A 22,125-nucleotide genomic window follows, 5' to 3' on the forward strand; every position below is an offset into this window, starting at 1 on the left:
CGGTCAGACGCGGGTTGCGGAAGCCGCCGACCGTGGCGCCCGGTGTGCGCCGATGTGCCCGTCCGGCCGCGCGTCCACCGGTGCCGGCTCCACGGGGTTTCCCCGCATTCGCCCCAGGAACCAGGCCACCACCAACGCCTCGCAGAGCACGAGTTGGAGCACGAGGTCGGACACCCCGGTGGCCCAGACGAGCGCGACCGCGACCCCACCGAACGCGATGACCCGGGAACCGATGGCGGACATCAGGTAGCGGCGCGGACGGGCCCGGATCATGTGACGTACGGACAGCCAGGTGGAGACCGCGACCAGCAGCTTGTAGACGCAGTAACCGGCGACCACCGCGACGCCGACGGCGGCAAGGTCGGCGGCGAGCAGGCGGCGCACCTGTTCGCTGGCGAGAACCACCACCGACACCCCCAGCCACGCCGCGAGCGTCAGGCCTCGGGTGACAGTCCGCCAGCGCCCGGCCCGGCCGGCCACAATGTCCTCCCGGGTGCTGGCCGACAGCACCACGTGGAACGGACCAAAGACAAGGTCCAAGGCCCGCATGACCACCACTGCGGTCTGCCCTGCCGCCGCGCCGGCCACCGACGGCAGCGCGATCGTGTACGCGAGATCGGCCAACGCAGCCAGGCAGTACACCGAGCCGACCGACAGGCTTTCACGGGCTCCAGGCCGGACCCGACCGGTCAGGGTCACCCGTGGCCGTAGGGCCACCCAGGCCAGCACGGCAAGCTGTGCCGGTACGGCGGCGATGTCGACGCGGACGTCGGCGGCGACGAGGACCGCCCCGCTTACCAGGGTGCCGAGTGCGGTGAGCTGGGGGATCAGGTTGGCGCCGCCCGGCGAGCGGGTTCGCGCGCAGGCCCAGAACATGGCCTCCACCGGCAGTTGCAGGAGCACCGGAGCGATCACGCACAACCGGTCGGTGAGACTGCTCTGCGGCAGTGCCACGGAGACCGACAGGAATGCCACGGCGGCGACCGGCAGTGCCACCAGCGCGGAGACCCGTCGCGCCCAGCTCTCCAGATTCCAGTCGTTCGGAACGACTCCCGCCGACAGCGGCCGGCCGACCAGCGCCTCCATCAGCGTGTAGGGGATGGCGAGCAGAACGCCCAGCAGTGCGACCAGAGCCAGCCGCTCGTTGTCCGCCCACGAGGCGTAGAGGAACAGCGCCACGCTGGACAGCCTGGTGAGCGCCTGCACGGAGATTTGCGACCGTTGCAGCCGCAGCACCGCAGTGGAGATGAGGCGCACGGTTCACCGTCTCCCGTTGTGGTCGGAGGGCCGGTTGGCCGGATTGACCTTGGGAATGATGGCTGTGCTCTCATCATCCGTGGACTGGTGCCGCGGAGAGGCCGAAGGCGGCGGAGGCGGCGGAGGTGGCGGGGTCCTCCGAGCCGGCGGCACGGGGGGCGGGGTCCTTCGGGGTTCCGGCGGGTGGGGGGTCGAAGGCGTCGGTGGCGTGTTTCGTTGCCGGGTCGGACGCTGCGGAGGAAGCATCACCGTCTCCGCGTCGACCCGCCGCAGCACCACCGTCTCCGCGTCGATCCGCGGCAGCACCACGGTTTCCGCGTCGACCGGCCGACGCTCGGGTGGTTGTACCGGCGGGTGTGCCACGGGCGGAACGGCGGGTGGCGGTCCCACGCCCGTGGCCATACCGGTGGGGTTCTGCGGCGAAGACGGCAGCGGATCCAGGTGGGTGCCGTACGCGGCGAAGACCGCGAGACACATCATCGCGCCCGTGTACTCCCAGGCCTCGATCACCAGGAACGCACCCGCGAGGCCGGTCAGGACTGCGAGCCACGGCACAGCGGAGGGTCGCGTGGACGCGCGCCTCCAGAGCCGGACCAGTAGGTATCCGATTCCGATGATGAGCGCCGCCATCATCGGCAGCCCGTACTGCAGGGCCACGCTGACGAAGTAGTTGTCGACGAAGATCTGCTCGCCGGAGGCGACCCGCGACACCGTCGCCGCTCCGGCGGCACCGATGCCCCGGCCCCACAGCGGAAGGTTGCCGTCGAGCAGCCCCGACCACACCTCGAAGCGCTGGAAGAGGCTGCGCGCCCCGGTCGCGCCGACGGCCACGAACCCCGCTGCCACGCACACCACGACGCCCAGCCCAACCAGGCGGGCCCGGCGGCGGGTGGCGGCGCCACCGGACCGGTTGCCCACGGCGGCGGCAATCACGCCGCCCACCACCAGCAGCGCGCCGGAACGGGAGGTGCTCAGTGCGAGGCAGACAACGGCCGCGACCGCGCCGACGTGCCACGACCAGCGGGTGGGCCTGCCGCCGGACGTCAGCCAGAGCGCCACATACCCGAGCAGGTACGCGCCGGCGAAGATTCCCAGCTCGGCATTGAACTCGGTCAGACCGGGCGCCCGGAAGGTGTCACCGATGTAGCGGACCGCTCGCCCCTCCTCGAACCCCCACTGCACGAGTTGCTTGGGCCCGATGATCAGCTCAGCGATGGTGGCCACCCCGTTGGCCATCAGCAGCCAGGCCGCCACGGTCACGATTCGGGTCATCTCGGATGCGCGGAGACTCATGAGGGCGAGAAGGAGCAGGAGCGGCAGCACGGTCAACCGGAGTCCGGCCACGGTCTGCGCCGGCCCGTGGTTGGCGATCCCGATCAGGCTCCACACACCCAGGACGACCATCGTCGCCACGCCACCGGCGACCTGTACGCGGCTCCAGCCGCCGCGCAGCACGCAGCGGAGGGCGTGTACGCCGGCCACCGCCGCCGCGGAGAGCCCGAGGGCGTACTCGCGCCCTCCGAAGGCATCCCCGACGAGCCCTTCCACACCGGCGTGACGCAGCCCCAGCGGGGCGTTCAGCACGACGAGCACGTAGGCGAGGCCCGGCACAGGAAAAACGGCCAACGCCGCGAGCGCGACGACGAAGACCGGCAGGAGTGGCGAGAGACCGCCAAGCGCGCACACCACGGCGGCCACCGGCACGGCGGCGATGGCACCGAGCAGGATCTTGACGGTGCGCCACCGGATCGGGCCCGGCGATCGCACCGCTCGCCGGCCGGTGGTCATCGTCGGGGTGCCGGGACGCGTCGGCGCCGCACCGGGTCCCCAGTACGCAGCGCGGTGTAGGCGCCGACGACCGCGTCGACATGCCGGTCCCAGTCCAGTTCGCGCCCGTCCCGGGCCGCGGCCGCCGCGATCGTGTCGTACTCGGCCCGGGGGGTGCCGGCGGCCCGACGCAGGGTCTCGGTCAACTCCGACCGCGTCCGGAAGAGCCGGACGGACTCTTCCGACGCCATCGGCGGCCGGGCCACCTCACTGGAGATGATCGGACGACCGGCCCGCAGCGCCTCGACACACGAGATCGGAAAGTTCTCGGCCCACTGGCTGGGAAAGACGAGCCACCCGGCCCGCGCCATCGCGGCCTCTTTGCCTTCGGCGTCAAGAAAGCCCAGGTACTCGAGGCCGGGCAGCTCCCGCGCCGCCGCCTCGACGTCGGCCCGGCGCGGCCCGTCCCCGCCCACGAGCAGCGTCGCACCGTTCTCCCCGGCCACTTCCCGCCACGCGTCGAGCAGCAGGCCGATGCCCTTGTGGTCGCTGAGCGCGCCGAGGAACAGGAACACCGTCGGGTCACCGGCTGGCCAGGACACCGGGGCGCCGGTAGCGGGCACCGCGAGCGGCACGACGCTCCCGCCGAGCGTGTAGCCGGACGGGAGGTGCCGCTGCGCGATGTCGCGCGTACGCGCGGCCGGCCACAGCATCGTTACCCCTCGCATCTGCCGGACCAGCCAAGCGGACCGGGCTCGCAGGAGGCGGTCGGTCAGGTCCGATCGGCCCTGGTTGGCGAGGCTGTTGTTGGGGTCACAGACGGCGTAGTCGTGGACGGTGTGGCACGTCGGCCAGGTTTTGGCCAACCGCGCCAGCGGCAGGACTCCGAGGCCCTGCCAGTTGTGCACGTGCACCACATCGGGCGCGAAGTCGCGCAGGGCGCTGAGCCGGAGCCCAGTCGGGTCGGCGAGGTCGCCGAGGTGGGTGAGGACCTTGCCGAGCCGCGGGTCGGCACCGCCCAGGCGGGCCGAGACCCTGGTGTCGACCGGCGCGTCGGTGGGCAAGCTGTGCGGCGATGGGCGGCTGAAGACCTGTACCTCGTGGCCGCGCTCCGCGAGCGCTCCGGACAGGTCCCGCACGTACTGCTCGGCGCCGCCGCGGATCGCGAACGACGAGTGCACCATGGCGATCCGCACTGCTCAGGCCTGCTTTCCAGTCGTCTGTGACATCATGCGGACCTCGGGAGCGGGGTCGGTGGCGAGCAGGTCGGCCAGGTGGGTGGTCGCGTCCCGCCAGGAGCGACCGGCCGCGCCCGCCTGCGGGCGCGGGCCGCCAACCGCCTCGGACACCGCCCGTACCAGCGCCGGGGCCGTCCAGGTGGTCATCCGGACGGCTCGCCCGTCGGTCGCCTCGAGCAGGGCGGGGTCGGGCGAGATGACCGTGGGGGTGCCCAGCCGCAGTGCCTCGGCGGCCGGCAGACCGTATCCCTCGAAATGACTCGGCATCAAGAAGGCCGCCGCGCCGGCGACCGTGGCTGCGTAGTCGGCGTCGGAGAGCCGGTCGAGCAGGAGCACCCGGTCCGCCGCCGGGGACGCCGCCACGGCGTCGGCGAACCGTGCGATCCGCTGGCCGCCGGTCAGCACCGCGAGCACGAGGCCGGGAAGTTCGGCCAGAGCCTCGACGGCTAGCTCGACCCCCTTGTGGGCCGCGTGCCCGGCCACGAGCAGGTACGGAAGCACCCCGCCGGTGCGGGCCGCGAGCTCCGACGCCACCGAACCGGTCACACCCTGCACGTCGCTGCCCGGATACCAGACCGAGCTGCGGTGTTCGGGCACACCGTAGAGCCCGAGGAGGTCGTGGCGGGTACGGGCGCTGACGCAGAGCAGCTGCCGGGACCGGTTGATCGCCGTGGCGTAGCTGGCTCGGCGGTACTGCCGCACCGACGTCGGCAGGTCGTGCGGCCAGAGCCGGAAGGCGAGGTCGTGGACGATGGTGGTGACCGGCAGTTGACTGCCGACCAGGGCGACCGAGGGGCTCAGCGAGAGCACCCGGACGCCCGCCTCCTGCCGTGCCTCGGCGGTCACCCGCCGCAGCGCCGCGGTGGCGGACGCGACCGCGCGTGCCCGGTCTGCGGCCTGCCGGCTGATTACCACCACCTCGGCGCCGGATTCAGCCGGCGACTCCCAGGACGGGGGTACGGCGACGAGGCGAAGTCGCTGCCCGGCCGGCCAGTGCCGCACGACCTCGCTGAGGACGCGAGAGATTCCGCCGGGACCAACCCCACTGCAGTCGAAGATCATCTCAGCGGGTCTCATGCGCGATCCAGTCGCTCATCTGATCGCGGAACCGCTCCGGCGAGAAGGCCATCGCGTGCTTCCGGATGCGCGCCCCGTCGAGTTCGCCGACACGGCGGACGGCGGCGGCGTGGTCGCCGGGTTGCATCGAGCCGAGCAGGAAACCCGTCTCGCCGTCGACCACCGTCTCCAGCAGGCCCCCGCTGTTCAGGCCGATAACCGGCGTCCCGCACGCCTGGGCCTCCACCGGGATGATGCCGAAGTCCTCGTGAGCCGGGAACAGCAGCGCCCGGGCGCCGGCGTAGAGCTCACGCAACCGTTCGCGGGAGGGCCGCACCTCAAAGGTCACCGGCACAGCAACGCTGGCGGCGAGTCGGCGCAGCCGCGCCTCCTCCGGCCCGGAACCGGCCACGACCAGGGGCAGCCCCGCCTCTGCGGCGACCTCGATCATCAGGTCGAAGTTCTTGTACGGGATCCAGCGCCCCACACCGAGCAGGTAGTCGCGCGCCGGCTGGGCAGGGGCTGCGGCGAAGTACTCAACGTCGACGGGCGGATGGATCACGACCGCGTCGCGCTTCCAGAACCGCTGGATCCGCGCCTGTACCTCGCGGGAGTTGGCGGCGTAGGCGTGCACGTGCCGGCTGAACCGGACGTCGACCGCCTGGAGCGCCCGGCGAGGTCCACTGAGCAGCGCTCCCGAGCCACGGCCGTCGAAGTCCGGGCTCCAGACGTAGCGCGCGGGTGAGTGCACGTAGCTCAGGTGCCGGGTTCGTTCCGGCGGACCGAGCCGGACGGTGTGGGCGAAGGCGTGGCTGGAGGAGATGACGACGTCGTACCGGTCCTCACCGACGGTCCGCCAGGCCAGGGGCATGAGGGGTAGCGCGAGGGCCTTGCTGCGGCGCAGGGGTGTCCGGGCCAGCCAGGTCTCGTGCAGGCCGAGTCGCTCGACCTCGACGTCCCGGTCCGCCCAGAGCACGATGCGCTGCGCGTGCGGAATGAGGTCCGCGATGGCGAGGAACACGTTCTCCGATCCGCCCGTGGCACCGAACCACTCGTGCACCACCGCGACGGAGCGGTCGGCCAGCAGCGGCGCTGGTGACGCCGGCGGTACGGTCGGCCGGACATCGTCCAACGAAGTCATTGTTCCTCACTCAAGTCGACACTCTATGTGCCCGGCGTAGCCGTAGCACCGTCCCCGAACACGATCAGCTGTGGCGGCGCCACAGGTCCCGCATCGCGTCCCAGTTGCCCGCGATGCCCGCCTCGCAGAGGGTCTCCACGTAGAACGCGCCGTCGACGTCGTCGCGGTCCCACCACACGCCGCAGACCGTCCGGTTGTCCGCGCCCTTGAAGGCGTACTCGATGTAGCTTCCGGCGGCGCCGGTCACCCCACCGGTCGTCCGGGTCGCCTCCCGCAGCCCCGGCGCGAGGGCACCGCCCGCGAGGTTGAGCTGCTGGCGGTAGGCACGCGCCGCGTCCTTCTCCGCCTTGCTCGGGTAGAGCGCGAAGTGCAGGGAGGTGCCGCCGTACCGGCAGAACACGTGCCGCTTCTCGTCCGCCGGCAGGCCCGGTCCGCCAACCTCCGTGTCGACGGCGCAGCCTCCCGCCTCGGCCAGCCAGGGCTCCGCCAGCGAGGAGAGGTTGCCGTCGAACTTGGTCTTGTTGATGGAGAACTGCGTCGCCTCGTACGGTGCGAGGGAGGCGCTGGCCGACGGCGAGGGCGAGGCCTCGTCGTCACCGCCGGCGCTGCCGACGAAGAAGCCGACGGTGCCGGCGACGAGGGCGAGCACCAGCGCGGCAACCGGCCAGACCCAGCTGGGCTTCTTTGGCTCGCGCCGCACGGGGGCGATCCTCCGGCCCGTCGCCGCGAAGGGGTCGTACGGGGCCGGGGAGGGTAGTGCCGGGTCGTTGGCGGGCACGGTCGTCGGGGTCTGCGACGCCGCGGGCGAGGTCGGCACACCCGAGACGGGCTGTGGGGACGCGGACACCGGCTGCCCGGAGACCGGGTTGGTGTGCATCGCCCAGGGCAGCTGCGGCATGTGGTCCACCAGCTCGGGCACCCCGGAGACCGACTTCGGCGGCCCGCTGACCTGCTGGGGCACACCGGACACCGGTGGCGCCGACGAGGGTGGCGCCGAGACCGGCAGGTCGGGCACCGGCTGGTAGTCCATGCCGAGGCTCTGGAAGAGCCGCTGCGGCGCGTGCCCCTGCTCGGCCCGGTAGGCGACCCAGGGGTGGGCGGCCGACAGGTCGGCGGCGGCGTACTGGTGACCACCGCTGGCCTGCGCCAACGCATTGGCCGCGCTGCCGAAGGCCTCGCGCCACCGCTGGTCGGACGCGGCCACCCCGTCCAACACGGCCACGGTGGCGAACTGCCCCTGCCCGTCCACTGCCGCCCAGGCCTTGCCAACCTGGCACGCGCCCAACATGTGGGTGTACCTGTATGGGCTCTCCGGCTGCATGCCACTCCTCCGCTCAACCGCCGTGCGGATCCTACAGAGCCGACGCCAACTCAGCGTCCCGCCGGTCGGCCGACCGACAGGTCGGTAGAACGAGCAGGTGATGCGAACCCTTGCCGTCTGAAAGATTTGATGCATAGAGTCACGGCGTGAATGAAGGAGCTGTCGGGGCGTCGGTCGAGCAGGTGCTCGACCTGTTCGACGGGGTGCGCCTCACCCCGACCCAGCGCCGGATCGCGCACTGCCTGGTGCAGCACGCCCCGACCGTGGCATACCTCTCCGCGGCCGAGGTCGCCGAGCTGGCCGGGGTCAGCCAACCGTCGGTCACCCGGTTCGCCGTCGCGCTCGGCCACGACGGCTACCCGGCCCTGCGCCGCCGGCTGCGTGACCTGACCACCGCCGCCCCCGGCGGACCGGCGGACGCCGGCAACGAACTCCAGCAGGCGGTACGCGCCGAGATGGGCAACCTGGACCGGCTGGCCGGTCAGCTCACCGACCGGCACAAGATCGCCGAGATTGGCCGTCTGCTCGCCGCCAGCCGGCCACTGCCGGTGCTGGGCCTGCGGGCCGCCGCGCCCCTGGCCGCCTACTTCGCCTACTTCGCCGCCAAGGTGCACCCGGACGTGCGGGTGCTCGACGACGGCGGCAGCCTGCTCACCGACCGCCTGGAGCAGGCCGCCGAGGCCGGGGCGGGCGCGCTGCTCGCCTTCGTCCTGCCCCGCTACCCCCGCGAGACCCTGGACGCGCTACGCGAGGCACGCGCCGCCGGGTTGACCGTGGTGGCGATCACCGACTCGCCGGTCAGCCCGGCCGCCGAGCACGCCGACGTGGTGCTGCCCGCCGCGGTCGGCGCCCAGCTCGTCTTCGACCTGCACACCGCCCCGATGACCCTGGCCATGGTGCTGTTGCAGGCGATCTGCGACGCCGCGCCGGCCGACACCCAGCGCCGGCTGGAGGCGTTCGAAGCCTCCGCTGCCCGCCGTCAGTTGTTCCTCGGATGACCGGAGGAGACCAAAGATGACCCAGCCCATCCGTGCCGCACGGGGCAACAAGCTCACCACCCGGGGGTGGCCGCAGGAGGCCGCCCTGCGGATGCTGATGAACAACCTCGACCCCGAGGTGGCCGAACGCCCCGACGACCTGGTGGTCTACGGCGGCACCGGCAAGGCCGCCCGGGACTGGCCGTCGTACCACGCGCTGGTCCGGACGCTGACCGACCTGCGCGAGGACGAGACGATGCTGGTGCAGTCCGGCCGTCCCGTCGGCGTCATGCGCACCCACGAGTGGGCGCCCCGGGTGCTACTGGCCAACTCCAACCTGGTCGGCGACTGGGCGACCTGGCCGGAGTTCCGCCGGCTGGAGCAGCTCGGCCTGACCATGTACGGGCAGATGACCGCCGGCTCGTGGATCTACATCGGCACCCAGGGCATCCTCCAGGGCACCTACGAGACGTTCGCCGCGGTGGCCGCCAAGCTCGCCGGCGCCCGCGGCGACGGGCAGGGGCAGAGCGACGACACCCTCGCCGGGACGCTGACGCTGACCGCCGGGTGCGGCGGGATGGGCGGCGCGCAGCCGCTCGCGGTCACCATGAACGGCGGCGTCTGCCTGATCGTCGACGTCGACCGGACCCGCCTCGACCGGCGGGTGCACGACCGCTACCTGGACGAGGTGGCCGACTCGCTGGACGACGCGGTCCAGCGGGTGCTGGCCGCGAAGCGGGACCGACGCGCGCTCTCCGTCGGCGTGGTCGGCAACGCGGCGGAGGTCTTCCCCGAGCTGCTGAACCGGGGCGTCGAGATCGACATCGTGACCGACCAGACCAGCGCGCACGACCCGCTGGCGTACCTGCCGGTGGGGGTCGAGCTGGCCGACGCCCGGGAGTACGCGGCGGCGAAGCCGGCCGAGTTCACCGACCGCGCCCGGGCGTCGATGGCCAGGCACGTCGAGGCGATGGTCGGCTTCCTCGACGCCGGTGCCGAGGTCTTCGACTACGGCAACTCGATCCGGGGCGAGGCGCAGCTCGGCGGCTACCAGCGCGCCTTCGACTTCCCCGGCTTCGTGCCGGCGTACATCCGGCCGTTGTTCTGCGAGGGCAAGGGTCCGTTCCGGTGGGCGGCGCTCTCCGGTGACCCGGCCGACATCGCCGCCACCGACCGGGCGATCCTGGAGCTGTTCCCGGAGAACGAGACCCTGGCCCGGTGGATCAAGCTGGCCGGCGAGCGGGTCGCCTTCCAGGGCCTACCGGCCCGGATCTGCTGGCTCGGCCAGGGCGAGCGGGACAAGGCCGGCGTGCGGTTCAACGAGATGGTCGCCTCCGGCGAACTCTCCGCCCCGGTGGTGATCGGCCGGGACCACCTGGACACCGGCAGCGTCGCCAGCCCGTACCGGGAGACCGAGGGGATGGCCGACGGCTCCGACGCGATCGCCGACTGGCCGCTGCTCAACGCGCTGGTCAACACGGCCAGTGGCGCCTCCTGGGTGTCCATCCACCACGGCGGCGGCGTGGGCATCGGCCGCTCCATCCACGCCGGGCAGGTCTGTGTGGCCGACGGCACCGCCCTGGCGGGACAGAAGATCGAGCGGGTGCTCACCAACGACCCGGCGATGGGCGTGATCCGGCACGTCGACGCCGGCTACGACTCGGCCCGCGAGGTCGCGACCCGCACCGGGGTCCGGGTGCCGATGGCGGAGAGTGGTGACGCGTGACCGACGACCTTCCCGCCCGGTTCCGGGCGCTGTGGGACGAGATCGCGCCGGTCGGGCGGGACGCCGGCAGCGGCGGTTACCTGCGCTACGCGTTGACCGAGCCGGAGCTGGAGCTGCGGACCTGGTTCCGGCGACAGGCCGAACGCCGGGCGATGCCGGTCACCGACGACGGCAACGGCAACCTCTTCGCGCACTGGGGTGACCCGGAGGCCTCCGACGCGGTGCTGACCGGCAGCCACTTCGACTCGGTGCCGCACGGCGGGGCGTACGACGGGCCGCTCGGCATCGTCAGCGCGTTCCTCGCCGTGGACGAGCTGCGCGCCGCCGGCGTCACCCCGACCCGGCCGCTGGTGCTGGCCGCGTTCGTCGAGGAGGAGGGGGCGCGCTTCGGCGTACCGTGCCTGGGGTCGAGGCTGCTCAGCGGTGCGCTCGCCGCCGACCGCGCGGCCCGGCTGCGCGACGCGGCCGGGGTGAGTTTCGCCGAGGCGCTCGGCGACCAGCCGGCGGGCGCCCGCCCGGAGCTGCTGGCACGGTTCGGCGCCTTCGTCGAGCTGCACGTCGAGCAGGGCCGGGCGCTGGTCGAGACGGACGCGCCGGTCGCGGTGGCCAGCGCGATCTGGCCGCACGGGCGGTGGCGGTTCGACGTCGTCGGGGAGGGCAACCACGCGGGTACCACCCGGATGGCCGACCGCCGTGACCCGATGCTCACCTACGCGTTCACCGTGCTGGCGGCCAACAAGGAGGCCCGGCTGCGCGGCGCGCACGCCACCGTGGGTCGGGTCGCCGTCGAGCCGAACGCCACCAACGCCATCCCGTCGAAGGTCACCGGCTGGTTGGACGCCCGGGCCGCCGACCCGGAGACCCTCGCGGGGCTGGTCGACGCGGTGCGCGGCAAGCTCGCCGAGCGGGCACGCCGCGACGGTACGGCGGTGACCGTCACCGAGGAGTCGGCGACGCCGCTGGTCGCCTTCGACGGCGGGCTGGCCCGCCGGCTGGCCACGCTGCTCGACGCGCCGGTGCTGCCCACCGGCGCGGGACACGACGCCGGAGTGCTCGCCGCGCACCTGCCCACGGCGATGCTGTTCGTGCGCAACCCGACCGGGGTGTCGCACTCCCCTGCCGAGGCGGCCACCGACGACGACTGCGCCGCCGGGGTTCGGGCGCTGGCCCGGGTGCTCGAGGAGCTGACATGCCGGTGAAGGAGGTGTCGCGCCCGTCGCCGGGTGGCCCGGATCTGCGGCGTCGGCGTGCGCGAGGGCTCCGGCGCGGTGGAGGTCGACACCTCGCGTTGGCGTCCTATGGAGCTGATGTCGCAAACGAATCAGACCGGACGCCCCTACCGACGCCGCCGCCACTGACGCCGCCGCCACTGATGTCGCAGACGATTCAGCTCCAAAGGAGGCGAGGGGCATGACCACCACCCGCTGGCTGGCGGAGTACGCCTGGCTGCCCACCTACGCCGAGCCCACGCCCGACGTGCTGATCGAGACCGACGGGGAGCGGATCACCGGCGTGACGCCGTTGACCGCCGGGAGTCGACCGCCCGCCGGGGTCGAGGTGTACGCCGACGCCGTGCCACTGCCGGGTCTGACCCTGCCCGGGTTGTCCAACGTGCACTCGCACGCCTTCCACCGGGCGCTGCGCGGCCGTACCCACGGCGGCCGGGGTGACTTCTGGAGCTGGCGGGACCGCATGTACGCCGTCGCGGCCCGCCTGGACCCGGACACCTACCTCGCGCTGGCCCGGGCGGTCTACGCCGAGATGGCGCTGGCCGGGATCACCTGCGTCGGTGAGTTCCACTACCTGCACCACCGCCCCGACGGCGGGGCCTACGACGACCCGAACGCGATGGGCGCAGCGCTGGTCGAGGCCGCGGCGCACGCCGGGATCCGGCTCACCCTGCTCGACGCCTGCTACCTGAGCGCCGGCGTGGACGGCCGCGCCCTGGCCGGGCCGCAGCGCCGTTTCGGCGACGGCGACGCGACCCGGTGGGCCGAGCGCGTGACGGCGTTCCAGCCGACCGACTCGCACGTGCGGGTCGGCGCGGCCGTGCACTCGGTACGGGCCGTCCCCGCCGACCAGCTCGGCACGGTGGCGGCCTGGGCACGGGAGCGGCGGGCGCCGCTGCACGTGCACCTCTCCGAGCAGCCCGCCGAGAACGACGAGTGCCGGGCCGTGCACGGCCGTACGCCGACCGCCCTGCTCGCCGAGCACGGCGTGCTCGGGCCGGACACCACCGCCGTGCACGTCACCCACCCGACCAGCGGTGACCTGACGCTGCTCGGGGACAGCCGGACCGGAGTGTGCCTCTGCCCGACCACCGAGCGGGACCTCGCCGACGGGATCGGCCCGGCCCGCCGGATGGCCGACGCGGGGATCGCGTTGAGCCTGGGCAGCGACAGTCACGCGGTCATCGACCTGTTCGAGGAGGCCCGGGCGGTGGAGCTGGACGAGCGGCTGCGCACGCGGCGGCGCGGCCACTTCGCCCCGGTCGACCTGCTCACCGCCGCCAGCGCCGCCGGGCACGCCGCGCTGGGCTGGGCCGACGCGGGGCGGATCGCCGCCGGCGCCCGCGCCGACCTGGTCACGGTACGGCTGGACAGCGCCCGCACCGCCGGGGTGCCGCCGGTGGGCGCGTTCTTCGCCGCCGGAGCCGCAGACGTCCAGCAGGTCATGGTGGACGGCCGGGTGGTGGTGGCCGAGGGCCGGCACCTGACCGTGGACGTGCCGGCGGAGCTGTCGGCCGCCATCGAGGCGGTGACGCCCTCATGAGCAGCCTGCTGGTGGACAACATCGGGGAGCTGGTCACCAACGGCGCCGGCGAGGGCCCGCTGGGCATCCGCCGCGACGCGGCCGTGCTCGTCGAGGAGGGCCGGGTGGCCTGGGTCGGGCCGGCGGCGTACGCGCCCGCCGCCGACCGGCGGGTCGACGCCGGTGGCGCCGCCGTGCTGCCCGGCTTCGTGGACAGCCACGCGCACCTGGTCTTCGCCGGCGACCGGGCCGCCGAGTTCGCCGCCCGCATGGCCGGCCAGCCGTACACCGGCGGCGGCATCCGGACCACGGTCGGCGCGACCCGGGCCGCCAGTGACGACGAACTGCGGGCCACCGTGCGCCGGCTGCGCGGGGAGGCGCTGTTCCAGGGCACCACCACCATGGAGATCAAGAGTGGGTACGGGCTGACCGTCGCCGACGAGGCCCGCTCGCTGCGGATCGCCGCCGAGACCAGCACCGAGACAACCTTCCTCGGCGCGCACGTGGTGCCCGCCGAGTACGCCGACCGCCCCGACGACTACGTCGGACTGGTGTGCGGGCCGATGCTGGCCGCCGCCGCACCGCACGCGAAGTGGATCGACGTGTTCTGCGAGCGGGGCGCCTTCGACGTCGACCACGCCCGCGCCATCCTCGCCTGCGGGCAGGCCGCCGGTCTGGGCGTGCGGGTGCACGCCAACCAGCTCGGCCCCGGCCCCGGCGTCCAGCTCGGCGTGGAACTCGACGCCGCCAGCGTCGACCACTGCACCCACCTCAGCGACGCCGACGTGGACGCCCTGGCCGGCACCGCCGGCAGCGACGGGTCGGGGACCCGCACGGTGGCGACCCTGCTGCCCGGCGCCGAGTTCTCCACCCGCTCGCCCTACCCGGACGCCCGCCGGCTGCTCGACGCCGGCGTCACCGTCGCGCTGGCGACCGACTGCAACCCCGGCTCGTCGTACACCTCGTCGATGCCGTTCTGTGTGGCCCTCGCCGTCCGCGAGATGCGGATGACCCCGGCGGAGGCGGTCCGGGCCGCGACACTCGGCGGCGCGCGGGCGCTGCGCCGCGACGACATCGGCGTGCTCACCCCCGGCGCCCGGGCCGACCTGGTCGTCCTGGACGCCCCCTCGTACCTGCATCTGGCCTACCGGCCCGGTGTCCCACTGATCCGCCAGGTCCTGCTCAACGGAGTGCCGCAATGACGACCGTGACCATCCAGCCCACCGGAATCTCCGCCGACGACGTGCTCGCGGTCGCCCGCGGCACCGCCACGGTGGTCCTCGACCCGACCACCCGGGAGGCGATGGCGACCAGCCGCGCGATCGTGGACGGCATCGAGGCCGCCGGGCGGCCCGTGTACGGCGTCTCGACCGGGTTCGGGGCGCTGGCCAACACCTTCGTCGCCCCGGAGCGCCGGGCCGAGCTGCAACACGCGCTGATCCGCTCGCACGCCGCCGGTGTGGGCGCCCCGATGCCGCGCGAGGTGGTCCGGGCGATGATGCTGCTGCGGGTCCGGTCGCTCGCCCTGGGCCGCTCCGGGGTCCGCCCGCTGGTCGCCGAGGCGCTGGTCGACCTGCTCAACCACGACATCACCCCGTGGGTGCCGGAGCACGGCTCGCTGGGTGCCTCCGGCGACCTGGCGCCGCTCGCGCACTGCGCGCTGGTCCTGCTCGGCGAGGGCTGGGTGCTCGGCCCGGCCGGCGACCGGCAGGACGCGGCGGACGCGCTGGCCGCCGCAGGGCTCAAGCCGATCGAGCTGGCCGCCAAGGAGGGGCTGGCGCTGATCAACGGCACCGACGGCATGCTCGGCATGCTGCTGCTGGCCATCCACGACGCGGCGCACCTGTTCGCCATGGCCGACGTGACCGCCGCGCTGGCCATCGAGGCGATGCTCGGCTCGGAGCGGCCGTTCCTGCCCGAGCTGCACGCGATCCGGCCGCACCCCGGCCAGGCGACGTCGGCGGCGAACATCCACCGGCTGCTGCAGGACTCCCGGGTGATGGACTCGCACCGCGACGACCTGGCGCACGCCGTGCAGGACGCGTACTCGATGCGCTGCGCCCCGCAGGTGGCCGGCGCGGCCCGGGACACCCTGGACTTCGTCCGCACGGTCGCGGGCCGGGAGCTGGTGTCCGTCGTGGACAACCCGGTCGTGCTGCCGGACGGCCGGGTCGAGTCGACCGGCAACTTCCACGGCGCGCCGCTCGGCTTCGCCGCGGACTTCCTCGCCATCGCCGCCTCCGAGGTGGGCGCGATCGCCGAACGGCGGGTGGACCGGCTGCTCGACGTCACCCGCTCCCGGGAGCTGCCGGCGTTCCTCTCCCCCGACGCCGGCGTCAACTCCGGTCTGATGATCGCCCAGTACACGGCGGCGGGCATCGTCGCGGAGAACCGGCGGCTCGCCGCCCCGGCGTCGGTGGACTCGCTGCCTACCAGCGGCATGCAGGAGGACCACGTCTCGATGGGCTGGGCGGCGGCCAAGAAGCTGCGCACGGTGCTGGACAACCTGACCAGCCTGCTCGCGGTGGAGCTGCTGGCCGGCGTACGCGGTCTTCAGCTGCGTGCCCCGCTGGAGCCGTCGCCGGCCGGCCGCGCCGCGGTCGCCGCGCTCGGTGCGGCGGCCGGTGAGCCGGGCCCGGACGTGTTCCTCGCCCCGGTGATGGAGGCGGCCCGCGCGGTGCTGGCCGGCCCGGAGCTGCGCGCCGCCATCGAACGGGAGATCGGCCCGCTGGGCTGACCTCCGCGGGGTCGCTGTCGTCCGCCGCGGGTCAGGCGGCGGGCGGCAGCACCTTGGCGACCAGCTTGGCCAGCTCGCGCAGCGCCTTGCCGCGGTGGCTGATCGCGTCCTTCTCCGCCGGGGTCAACTCGGCGTTGGTCCGGTCCTGCCCGTCGCCCAGGAAGATCGGGTCGTAGCCGAACCCGCCGTCGCCGCGCGGGGCGCGCAGCACCCGCCCCGACTGCCGGCCGTCGACCAGGTGCTCCTTGCCGCCGGGCAGCACCAGCGCCACCGTGCAGACGAACGACGCGCCCCGCTGCTCGTCGGGCACGTCGGCGATCTGGTCCAACACGAGCTGGAGGTTGGCCCGGTCGTCGCCGTGCCGGCCGGACCAGCGGGCGCTGAACACGCCCGGCATCCCGTTGAGCGCGTCCACCGCCAGCCCGGAATCGTCGGCGATGGTCGGCAGCCCGGTGCGACGGAAACCCTCCCGCGCCTTGATCAGCGCGTTCTCGCCGAACGTCAGGCCGGTCTCCGGCAGCTCCTCGTACTGCTCGACGTCGTCGAGCCCGAGCAGGGCGATCTTGTGCGCGCCCAGCGCGCCGTCCAGGATCCGCTGGAGTTCCACCAGCTTCTTACGGTTGCGGGTCGCGAGCAGGACCTTGTTCATGAGAGCGCCTTCCGCTGAGCTTCGGCCAGGTCCGCGCAACCGGCGACGGCCAGGTCGAGCAGGGCGTCGAGCTGCTCCCGGGCGAACACGCCCGCCTCGCCGGTGCCCTGCACCTCCACGAAGTCGCCCGCGCCGGTGCAGACCACGTTCATGTCCACCTCGGCGGCCACGTCCTCCTCGTAGCAGAGGTCGAGCCGCGCCTCGCCGGCGATGATCCCCACGCTGACCGCGGCCACCGACCGGTGCATCACCTTCTCCGGCTTCCCGGCCAGCGCCTTGCGGGCGTGCAGCCAGCCCACCGCGTCGTGCAGCGCCACGTACGCGCCGGTGATCGCGGCGGTGCGGGTGCCGCCGTCGGCCTGGAGCACGTCGCAGTCGAGGACCACCGAGTTCTCGCCGAGCGCCTTCAGGTCGATGCTGGCGCGCAGGCTGCGGCCGATCAGCCGGGAGATCTCGTGGGTCCGCCCACCGACCCGACCCTTGACGCTCTCCCGGTCGGAGCGGGTGTTGGTCGCCCGGGGCAGCATCGCGTACTCGGCGGTCACCCAGCCGAGCCCGGAGCCCTTGCGCCAGCGGGGCACCCCCTCGGTGACGCTGGCCGTGCAGAGCACCCGGGTGCCGCCGAACTCGACGAGCACCGAACCCTCCGGGTGCGTGCTCCAGCCTCGGGTCAGGGTCACCGGTCGAAGTTGATCGGGCCCTCGCCCGTCAGGTCGCGCCATGCCTGCACCCTATGCGGTGCCGTGACCTCCCCGCCCCGCGGTGCCCCGACCGCGTTCCGCGCCGTGCACCCGGAGGAATCCGGTGACGGCGGCCGGCCAGCTGAACTCCTCGGCCCGTGTCCGGGCGGCCCGCCGCCGCTCCGCCTCCGGGCGGGCCACCAGCCGGGTCACCGCCGCCGCCATCGACGCCGCCGAGCCGTACGCCGCCAGCCCTGCGGCGCCGACCACCTCGGGCAGGGCGCTGGCCGCGTTCACCACCACCGGCGTGCCACAGGCGAGCGCCTCCAGCCCGGCCAGGCCGAAGGTCTCCACCGGGCCGGGTGCCAGCACCACGTCGGCGCTGGCGAGCAGCGCGGCCACCGCGGCGCGGTCGGGTAGGAACCCGGTGAACGTGACCGGCAGACCTGCGGCGCGGCGGGTCAGCGCGGCGCGCAGCGGGCCGTCCCCGGCCATCACCAGCACCGCCGGCACGCCGGCCCGGCGCAGCTCGGCGAGCGCCCGTACGGCCAGCTCCGGGCGCTTCTCCGGGGAGAGTCGGGCGCAGTGCACCAGCAACAGTTCGCTCGCATCGGCGTAACGCTCGCGCAGCCGCGGGTCCGCCCGGTCCGGGTGGAAGGTGTCCAGGTCGGCCCCGAGCGGCACCAGGTCCACGTTGTCCGCGCCGATGCGGTGGAACTCCTCGGCCGCCCACCGGGTGGTGCACACGATCCGGTCGTACGCCCGGCTGCTCGCCCGGTTGAGCCGATCGGCGGTCGGCCGGCGCAGCGCGTCCGGCATGCCCCACTGGCCGAGCAGCCCGGTCAGCGACTCGTGCGAGACCATCACCGATGGCACCCCGTTCGCCTTCGCCCAGCGTCCCGTCCAGCGCAGCGACGACCGGTCGGAGACCTCCAACCGGTCCGGCGCCAATCCGGCGAGCAGCCGGGCCAGCCGGCGCCGGCCCGCGAGCACCCGGTAGCCGCCGCTGCCGGGCAGCTCCGGCCCGGGCAGGGTGACCAGCCGACCCCACGGGTGCCTCTCGTCGGCGGCCCGTCGGCCCGGTATCACCAGCACCGGGTCGTGCCCGGCCGCCCGGTAGCCCTCGCCGAGGTGCCGCAGGGCGGTGCGCAGTCCACCGGAGCGTGCGGTCACGAAGTTGGCGAGCCGCACGATCCGCAGCCCGCCGGCCGTCCCGCTCACGACGCGGCTGGCAGGCCGACGGAGGCGGCCACGGCCCGTACGGCGTGGTAGTGGCCGATCAGCTCGTCGCCGACCGCCGTCCAACTCCGCCGGCTGACGGCGGCCCGGGCGGCCAGCCCGTACCCCCGCCGCCGCTCGGCGTCGCCGCCCAGCTCGGCCACGGCGGCGGCCAGCGCGTCCCCGTCGTTCGGCGGCACCAGCAGTCCCGTCACCCCCGTGTCGACCAGGTCGACCGGTCCGCCGCTGGCCGGCGCCACCACCGGCACTCCCGAGGCCAGCGCCTCCTGGAGGGTCTGGCCGAAGGTCTCGTGCGGTCCGGTGTGCACGAACAGGTCCAGGCTGGCGTAGAGCCGGGCCAGGTCCTCGCCGTGCTGCACCCCCAGGAAGGTCACGCCGGGCAGCGCCCGCTCCAGGTGGCGGCGGGCCGGTCCGTCGCCGGCCACCACCACCCGCACACCGGGCAGCCGGGAGGTTGCCGCCAGCAGCTCCACCCGCTTCTCCGGGGCCAGCCGGCCGACATAACCGACGAGCAGCTCACCGCCGGGGGCCAGCCGGTGCCGCAGCGCCGCGCAACGCCTGCCCGGGTCGAACCGGACGGCGTCCACGCCGCGACGCCACAGCCAGATCCGCTGCACCCCGTTCGCGATCAGGTCGGCTGCGGCGCGGGTGGACGGGGCGAGGGTGCGCTGCGCCGAGTTGTGGATCTCCCGCAGTCGCCGCCAGGCCGCCGCCTCACCCCAGCTGACCCGGTAGGCCCGGGCGTAGGCCGCGACGTCGGTCTGGTAGACCGCCACCGTGGGCAGCGCGTACCGGCTGGCCAGCGTGGCCGCACGGCCGCCGAGAACGAACGGGCTGGCCAGGTGCACCACGTCCGGTGCCGCCGACAGCAGCGCCCCCGCCAGCCGCGTCGTGGTGGGCACACCCAGCCGGAAGCCCTGGTAGCGGGGCAACGGCACGCTGGGGATGCGCACCACCGGGTACGGCAACCCGTCGGCGTCCTGCCGGCTCGCCCCGTGCGGGGCGGGAGCGATGACGACCGGCTCGTGGCCCCGGGCGACAAGGTGTTCCGCCGTCCGCACCACGGAGTGCGCGACGCCGTTCACGTCTGGCGGGAACGACTCGGTGACGATGGCGATCCGCATGCCCACACCGTGCGGGTGCCACCGGTGCGCCAGACGACCGTCCGCTGACCGGCCGGCGAACAGTACGGCACAAGACCGCTGGCCGCCCCGCGGGACCGGGACGCGGCCGGTCAGACGTCGTAGCTGGCGCCGGCCCGGACCACCTCGAGCGGCCCGGTGTACGCGGCGGCGGCCGACTCCAGCGTGTGCGCCTCACTGCCCCAGGCGGCCACCAGGTGGGTGAGCAGCAGGCGGCCCACCACCGCCTTGGTCGCCGTCTCACCCGCCTCCCGGCCGGTGAGGTGCAGATCCGGCGGGTTGTCCGCGCCGTCGAGGTAGCTGGCCTCGCAGAGGAAGACGTCGGCGTTCTGGGCCAGCCGCAGCAGCGCGTCGCAGGGCGCGGTGTCCGACGAGTAGCAGAGCGACCGGCCGTCGTGCTCCAGCCGCACCCCGTACGTCTCGACGGGGTGGTTGACCCGGTCGACGGTGACCGTGAACGGCCCGATCGGGAAGGTGCCCGGTTGCAGGGCGTAGAACTGGTAGACGTCCTCCACCGTGCCGTCGTCGCCGTACGCGGCGCTGAGCCGGTCCGGTGCGCCTGCGGGCGCGTACACCGGCAGCGCCGGGTAGGGCCCGTCCGGCGCGTACCGGCGGACCACCACGTACGACACGGCGTCGAGGATGTGGTCGCAGTGCAGGTGGGTCAGCAGGATCGCGTCCGGGGCGTGCAGCCCCGCGTACCGCTGGAGGCTGGACAGCGAACCTGAGCCGAAGTCGACCAGGAGCCGGAAGCCGTCGGCCTCGACCAGGTAGGCCGAACACGGCGACTCGGGGCCGGGGAAGCTGCCGGCACAACCCAGGACCGTCAGTCGCATCGGGTTGTCTCGCTGTCACTGTCAGTAGCATGCGAGCCGGCCAACGTCCCGGCCATGATCTCTACCGACGCGTACGCCACGCTGCGCAGCCTACGCCGGGGTACCCGGCGGCAAGAATCATCCGCTGGAAGTTGTCACGAACGTGACACCCGCTCACGACACTCCGGGCAGCGTACGGGCCATCGACGCGTGCGTCGACGGCCCGTACGACAGGGACCACGGCGGTCAGGCCCAGAGCTGGCCGTCCAAGGCCTCCTCGGCGTCGGCGAGCGTGCCGCCGTACGCGCCGGTGGACAGGTACTTCCAGCCGCCGTCGCAGACCACGAAGGCCACGTCGGCACGGCGGCCGTCGCGGACCGCCTCGTGCGCCACCGCGAGCGCGGCGTGCAGGATGGCGCCGGTGGAGAAGCCGGCGAAGATGCCCTCCACGTCCACGAGCTGCCGGGTACGCAGCACCGCGTCCCGGGTGCCGACCGAGAACCGCCGGGAGAGCACCGAGGCGTCGTACAGCTCCGGCACGTACCCCTCGTCGATGTTGCGCAGGCCGTAGACCACCTCGCCGTAGCGCGGCTCGGCCGCGACGACCTGGATGCCGTCGACCTTCTCCCGCAGGTACCGCCCGGTGCCCATCAGGGTGCCGGTGGTGCCCAGCCCGGCCACGAAGTGCGTGATGGTGGGCAGGTCGTGCAGCAACTCCGGCCCGGTCGTCTCGTAGTGCGCCCGGGCATTCGCCTCGTTGCCGTACTGGTACAGCATCACCCAGTCCGGATGCTCGGCGGCGATCTGCTTCGCGGTGGCGACGGCCTGGTTGGAGCCACCCGCCGCCGGCGAGAAGATGATCTCAGCGCCGTACATCCGGAGAAGCTGGACCCGCTCGGTGGAGACGTTCTCCGGCATCACACAGACCAGGCGGTAGCCGCGCAGCTTGGCCACCATCGCCAGCGAGATGCCGGTGTTGCCGCTGGTCGGCTCCAGGATGGTGTCACCCGTCCTGAGCCGGCCGGCCTCCTCGGCGGCGCGGACCATGAACAGCGCCGCCCGGTCCTTGATGCTGCCGGTCGGGTTCCGATCCTCCAGCTTGGCCCAGAGCCGCACCGGCGGAGCGCCGTCCGGCACCGTCGGGGAGAGCCGGGGCAGGCCGACCAGCGGCGTACCCCCGCACGCGTCGAGCAGGCTGTCGTACCGCGCCATGACGACCGCCCTCAGCGGGCGGCGACGGCGCCGCGACGATCGTCGCGGGCCACCGCGGCGACAGCGTGCTGGCTGATCGCCGCTACCGCGGCGCTGTGCTGGCTGATCGCCGCTGCCGCGGCGAAGCCGAACGCGCCGCCGGCCACGGCCGGCAGGATGGTGACGCTGTCGCCGTCGGAGAGCTTGGCGTCCAGCGCGCCGAGGAAGCGGACGTCCTCGTCGTTGACGTAGACGTTGACGAAGCGGTGCAGCGTGCCGGTCTCGGTGACCAGGCGGCCGCGCAGCCCGCCGTGCCGGGAGTCCAGGTCGGCGAGCAGGTCGCTCAGGGTGTCGCCGGTGCCTTCGACGACCTTGGCGCCGCCGGTGTAGCTGCGCAGGATGGTGGGGATGCGAACCTCAATGGCCATGATGTCGTGC

At 73.7% G+C, this 22,125-nt stretch carries 19 protein-coding genes; 6 read left to right on the forward strand and 13 right to left on the reverse strand.

The window, feature by feature from the left end:
- Positions 1–3 precede the first annotated feature (3 nt).
- The 6 genes from M8C17_RS22620 to M8C17_RS22645 form a co-directional block, all read right to left on the reverse strand.
- Complete coding sequence (locus tag M8C17_RS22620) at positions 4–1,257, reverse strand: hypothetical protein (protein WP_252418535.1); 1,254 nt, start codon at positions 1,255–1,257, stop codon at positions 4–6.
- A 3-nt stretch (positions 1,258–1,260) separates the two neighbouring features.
- Entirely contained in the window at positions 1,261–3,045 is a 1,785-nt protein-coding gene (locus tag M8C17_RS22625; RefSeq protein ID WP_252418536.1) for an O-antigen ligase, read from the reverse strand.
- Complete coding sequence (locus M8C17_RS22630) at positions 3,042–4,220, reverse strand: glycosyltransferase (protein ID WP_252418537.1); 1,179 nt, start codon at positions 4,218–4,220, stop codon at positions 3,042–3,044. Before M8C17_RS22630 ends, M8C17_RS22625 begins: the two co-directional genes overlap by 4 nt.
- Before the next feature lie 3 nt (positions 4,221–4,223).
- Entirely contained in the window at positions 4,224–5,339 is a 1,116-nt protein-coding gene (locus tag M8C17_RS22635) for a glycosyltransferase (protein WP_252418538.1), read from the reverse strand.
- The gene (locus tag M8C17_RS22640; RefSeq protein WP_252418539.1) at positions 5,326–6,459 is read right to left on the reverse strand and encodes a glycosyltransferase; all 1,134 of its coding nucleotides are present in this window, start codon (positions 6,457–6,459) and stop codon (positions 5,326–5,328) included. Before M8C17_RS22640 ends, M8C17_RS22635 begins: the two co-directional genes overlap by 14 nt.
- Before the next feature lie 64 nt (positions 6,460–6,523).
- A complete protein-coding gene (locus M8C17_RS22645; protein WP_252418540.1) occupies positions 6,524–7,747 on the reverse strand; it encodes a hypothetical protein in 1,224 nt (407 codons plus the stop codon).
- A 179-nt stretch (positions 7,748–7,926) separates the two neighbouring features.
- On the opposite strand from M8C17_RS22645, the gene M8C17_RS22650 reads away from it, so the two are divergent.
- The 6 genes from M8C17_RS22650 (at position 7,927) to hutH (ending at position 15,971) form a co-directional block, all read left to right on the forward strand.
- The gene (locus tag M8C17_RS22650; protein ID WP_252418541.1) at positions 7,927–8,778 is read left to right on the forward strand and encodes a MurR/RpiR family transcriptional regulator; all 852 of its coding nucleotides are present in this window, start codon (positions 7,927–7,929) and stop codon (positions 8,776–8,778) included.
- A gap of 16 nt (positions 8,779–8,794) precedes the next feature.
- A complete protein-coding gene (gene hutU / locus M8C17_RS22655; RefSeq protein ID WP_252418542.1) occupies positions 8,795–10,483 on the forward strand; it encodes a urocanate hydratase in 1,689 nt (562 codons plus the stop codon).
- Complete coding sequence (locus tag M8C17_RS22660) at positions 10,480–11,682, forward strand: allantoate amidohydrolase (RefSeq protein WP_252418543.1); 1,203 nt, start codon at positions 10,480–10,482, stop codon at positions 11,680–11,682. The genes hutU and M8C17_RS22660 overlap by 4 nt, the downstream gene beginning before the upstream one ends.
- 211 nt (positions 11,683–11,893) lie before the next feature.
- Entirely contained in the window at positions 11,894–13,255 is a 1,362-nt protein-coding gene (locus M8C17_RS22665) for a formimidoylglutamate deiminase (RefSeq protein ID WP_252418544.1), read from the forward strand.
- Complete coding sequence (gene hutI, locus M8C17_RS22670; protein WP_252418545.1) at positions 13,252–14,436, forward strand: imidazolonepropionase; 1,185 nt, start codon at positions 13,252–13,254, stop codon at positions 14,434–14,436. Before M8C17_RS22665 ends, hutI begins: the two co-directional genes overlap by 4 nt.
- Positions 14,433–15,971: a histidine ammonia-lyase gene (hutH, locus tag M8C17_RS22675; protein ID WP_252418546.1), complete on the forward strand. Its 1,539-nt coding sequence runs from the start codon at positions 14,433–14,435 to the stop codon at positions 15,969–15,971. Before hutI ends, hutH begins: the two co-directional genes overlap by 4 nt.
- A 31-nt stretch (positions 15,972–16,002) precedes the next feature.
- Here the strand turns inward: hutH and rdgB are convergent, their stop codons facing one another.
- From rdgB to M8C17_RS22710, 7 genes are all read right to left on the reverse strand, one after another.
- Complete coding sequence (gene rdgB / locus M8C17_RS22680) at positions 16,003–16,620, reverse strand: RdgB/HAM1 family non-canonical purine NTP pyrophosphatase (RefSeq protein WP_252418547.1); 618 nt, start codon at positions 16,618–16,620, stop codon at positions 16,003–16,005.
- Complete coding sequence (rph, locus tag M8C17_RS22685; RefSeq protein ID WP_252418548.1) at positions 16,617–17,342, reverse strand: ribonuclease PH; 726 nt, start codon at positions 17,340–17,342, stop codon at positions 16,617–16,619. Before rph ends, rdgB begins: the two co-directional genes overlap by 4 nt.
- 9 nt (positions 17,343–17,351) lie before the next feature.
- Positions 17,352–18,521, reverse strand: coding sequence for a glycosyltransferase (locus tag M8C17_RS22690; RefSeq protein WP_252418549.1), 1,170 nt, complete (start codon positions 18,519–18,521; stop codon positions 17,352–17,354).
- A complete protein-coding gene (locus tag M8C17_RS22695; protein ID WP_252418550.1) occupies positions 18,518–19,663 on the reverse strand; it encodes a glycosyltransferase family 1 protein in 1,146 nt (381 codons plus the stop codon). The genes M8C17_RS22690 and M8C17_RS22695 overlap by 4 nt, the downstream gene beginning before the upstream one ends.
- A 110-nt stretch (positions 19,664–19,773) precedes the next feature.
- Positions 19,774–20,517 carry an MBL fold metallo-hydrolase gene (locus M8C17_RS22700; protein WP_252418551.1) on the reverse strand — a complete coding sequence of 248 codons (744 nt, stop codon included), beginning with the start codon at positions 20,515–20,517 and terminating at the stop codon, positions 19,774–19,776.
- Between the two features lie 225 nt (positions 20,518–20,742).
- On the reverse strand, positions 20,743–21,708 hold the full coding sequence (locus M8C17_RS22705; RefSeq protein WP_252418552.1) for a PLP-dependent cysteine synthase family protein: 966 nt from the start codon (positions 21,706–21,708) through the stop codon (positions 20,743–20,745).
- Positions 21,709–21,719: 11 nt separating this feature from the next.
- On the reverse strand, positions 21,720–22,115 hold the full coding sequence (locus tag M8C17_RS22710; RefSeq protein ID WP_252418553.1) for a MoaD family protein: 396 nt from the start codon (positions 22,113–22,115) through the stop codon (positions 21,720–21,722).
- Positions 22,116–22,125 lie beyond the last annotated feature (10 nt).

It is taken from the genome of Micromonospora sp. RHAY321, from assembly GCF_023896955.1.
Taxonomy (GTDB): Bacteria; Actinomycetota; Actinomycetes; order Mycobacteriales; family Micromonosporaceae; genus Micromonospora.

What these genes read in the sequence shown, in the direction of transcription:
- M8C17_RS22705 (WP_252418552.1), bottom strand. Translation starts at nt 21,708, where the DNA reads ATGGCGCGGTACGACAGCCTGCTCGACGCGTGCGGGGGTACGCCGCTG.
- hutH (WP_252418546.1), top strand. Translation starts at nt 14,433, where the DNA reads ATGACGACCGTGACCATCCAGCCCACCGGAATCTCCGCCGACGACGTG.
- M8C17_RS22665 (WP_252418544.1), top strand. Translation starts at nt 11,894, where the DNA reads ATGACCACCACCCGCTGGCTGGCGGAGTACGCCTGGCTGCCCACCTAC.
- rph (WP_252418548.1), bottom strand. Translation starts at nt 17,342, where the DNA reads ATGGCGCGACCTGACGGGCGAGGGCCCGATCAACTTCGACCGGTGACC.
- rdgB (WP_252418547.1), bottom strand. Translation starts at nt 16,620, where the DNA reads ATGAACAAGGTCCTGCTCGCGACCCGCAACCGTAAGAAGCTGGTGGAA.
- M8C17_RS22645 (WP_252418540.1), bottom strand. Translation starts at nt 7,747, where the DNA reads ATGTTGGGCGCGTGCCAGGTTGGCAAGGCCTGGGCGGCAGTGGACGGG.
- M8C17_RS22695 (WP_252418550.1), bottom strand. Translation starts at nt 19,663, where the DNA reads ATGCGGATCGCCATCGTCACCGAGTCGTTCCCGCCAGACGTGAACGGC.
- hutU (WP_252418542.1), top strand. Translation starts at nt 8,795, where the DNA reads ATGACCCAGCCCATCCGTGCCGCACGGGGCAACAAGCTCACCACCCGG.
- M8C17_RS22710 (WP_252418553.1), bottom strand. Translation starts at nt 22,115, where the DNA reads ATGGCCATTGAGGTTCGCATCCCCACCATCCTGCGCAGCTACACCGGC.
- hutI (WP_252418545.1), top strand. Translation starts at nt 13,252, where the DNA reads ATGAGCAGCCTGCTGGTGGACAACATCGGGGAGCTGGTCACCAACGGC.
- M8C17_RS22640 (WP_252418539.1), bottom strand. Translation starts at nt 6,459, where the DNA reads ATGACTTCGTTGGACGATGTCCGGCCGACCGTACCGCCGGCGTCACCA.
- M8C17_RS22700 (WP_252418551.1), bottom strand. Translation starts at nt 20,517, where the DNA reads ATGCGACTGACGGTCCTGGGTTGTGCCGGCAGCTTCCCCGGCCCCGAG.
- M8C17_RS22625 (WP_252418536.1), bottom strand. Translation starts at nt 3,045, where the DNA reads ATGACCACCGGCCGGCGAGCGGTGCGATCGCCGGGCCCGATCCGGTGG.
- M8C17_RS22635 (WP_252418538.1), bottom strand. Translation starts at nt 5,339, where the DNA reads ATGAGACCCGCTGAGATGATCTTCGACTGCAGTGGGGTTGGTCCCGGC.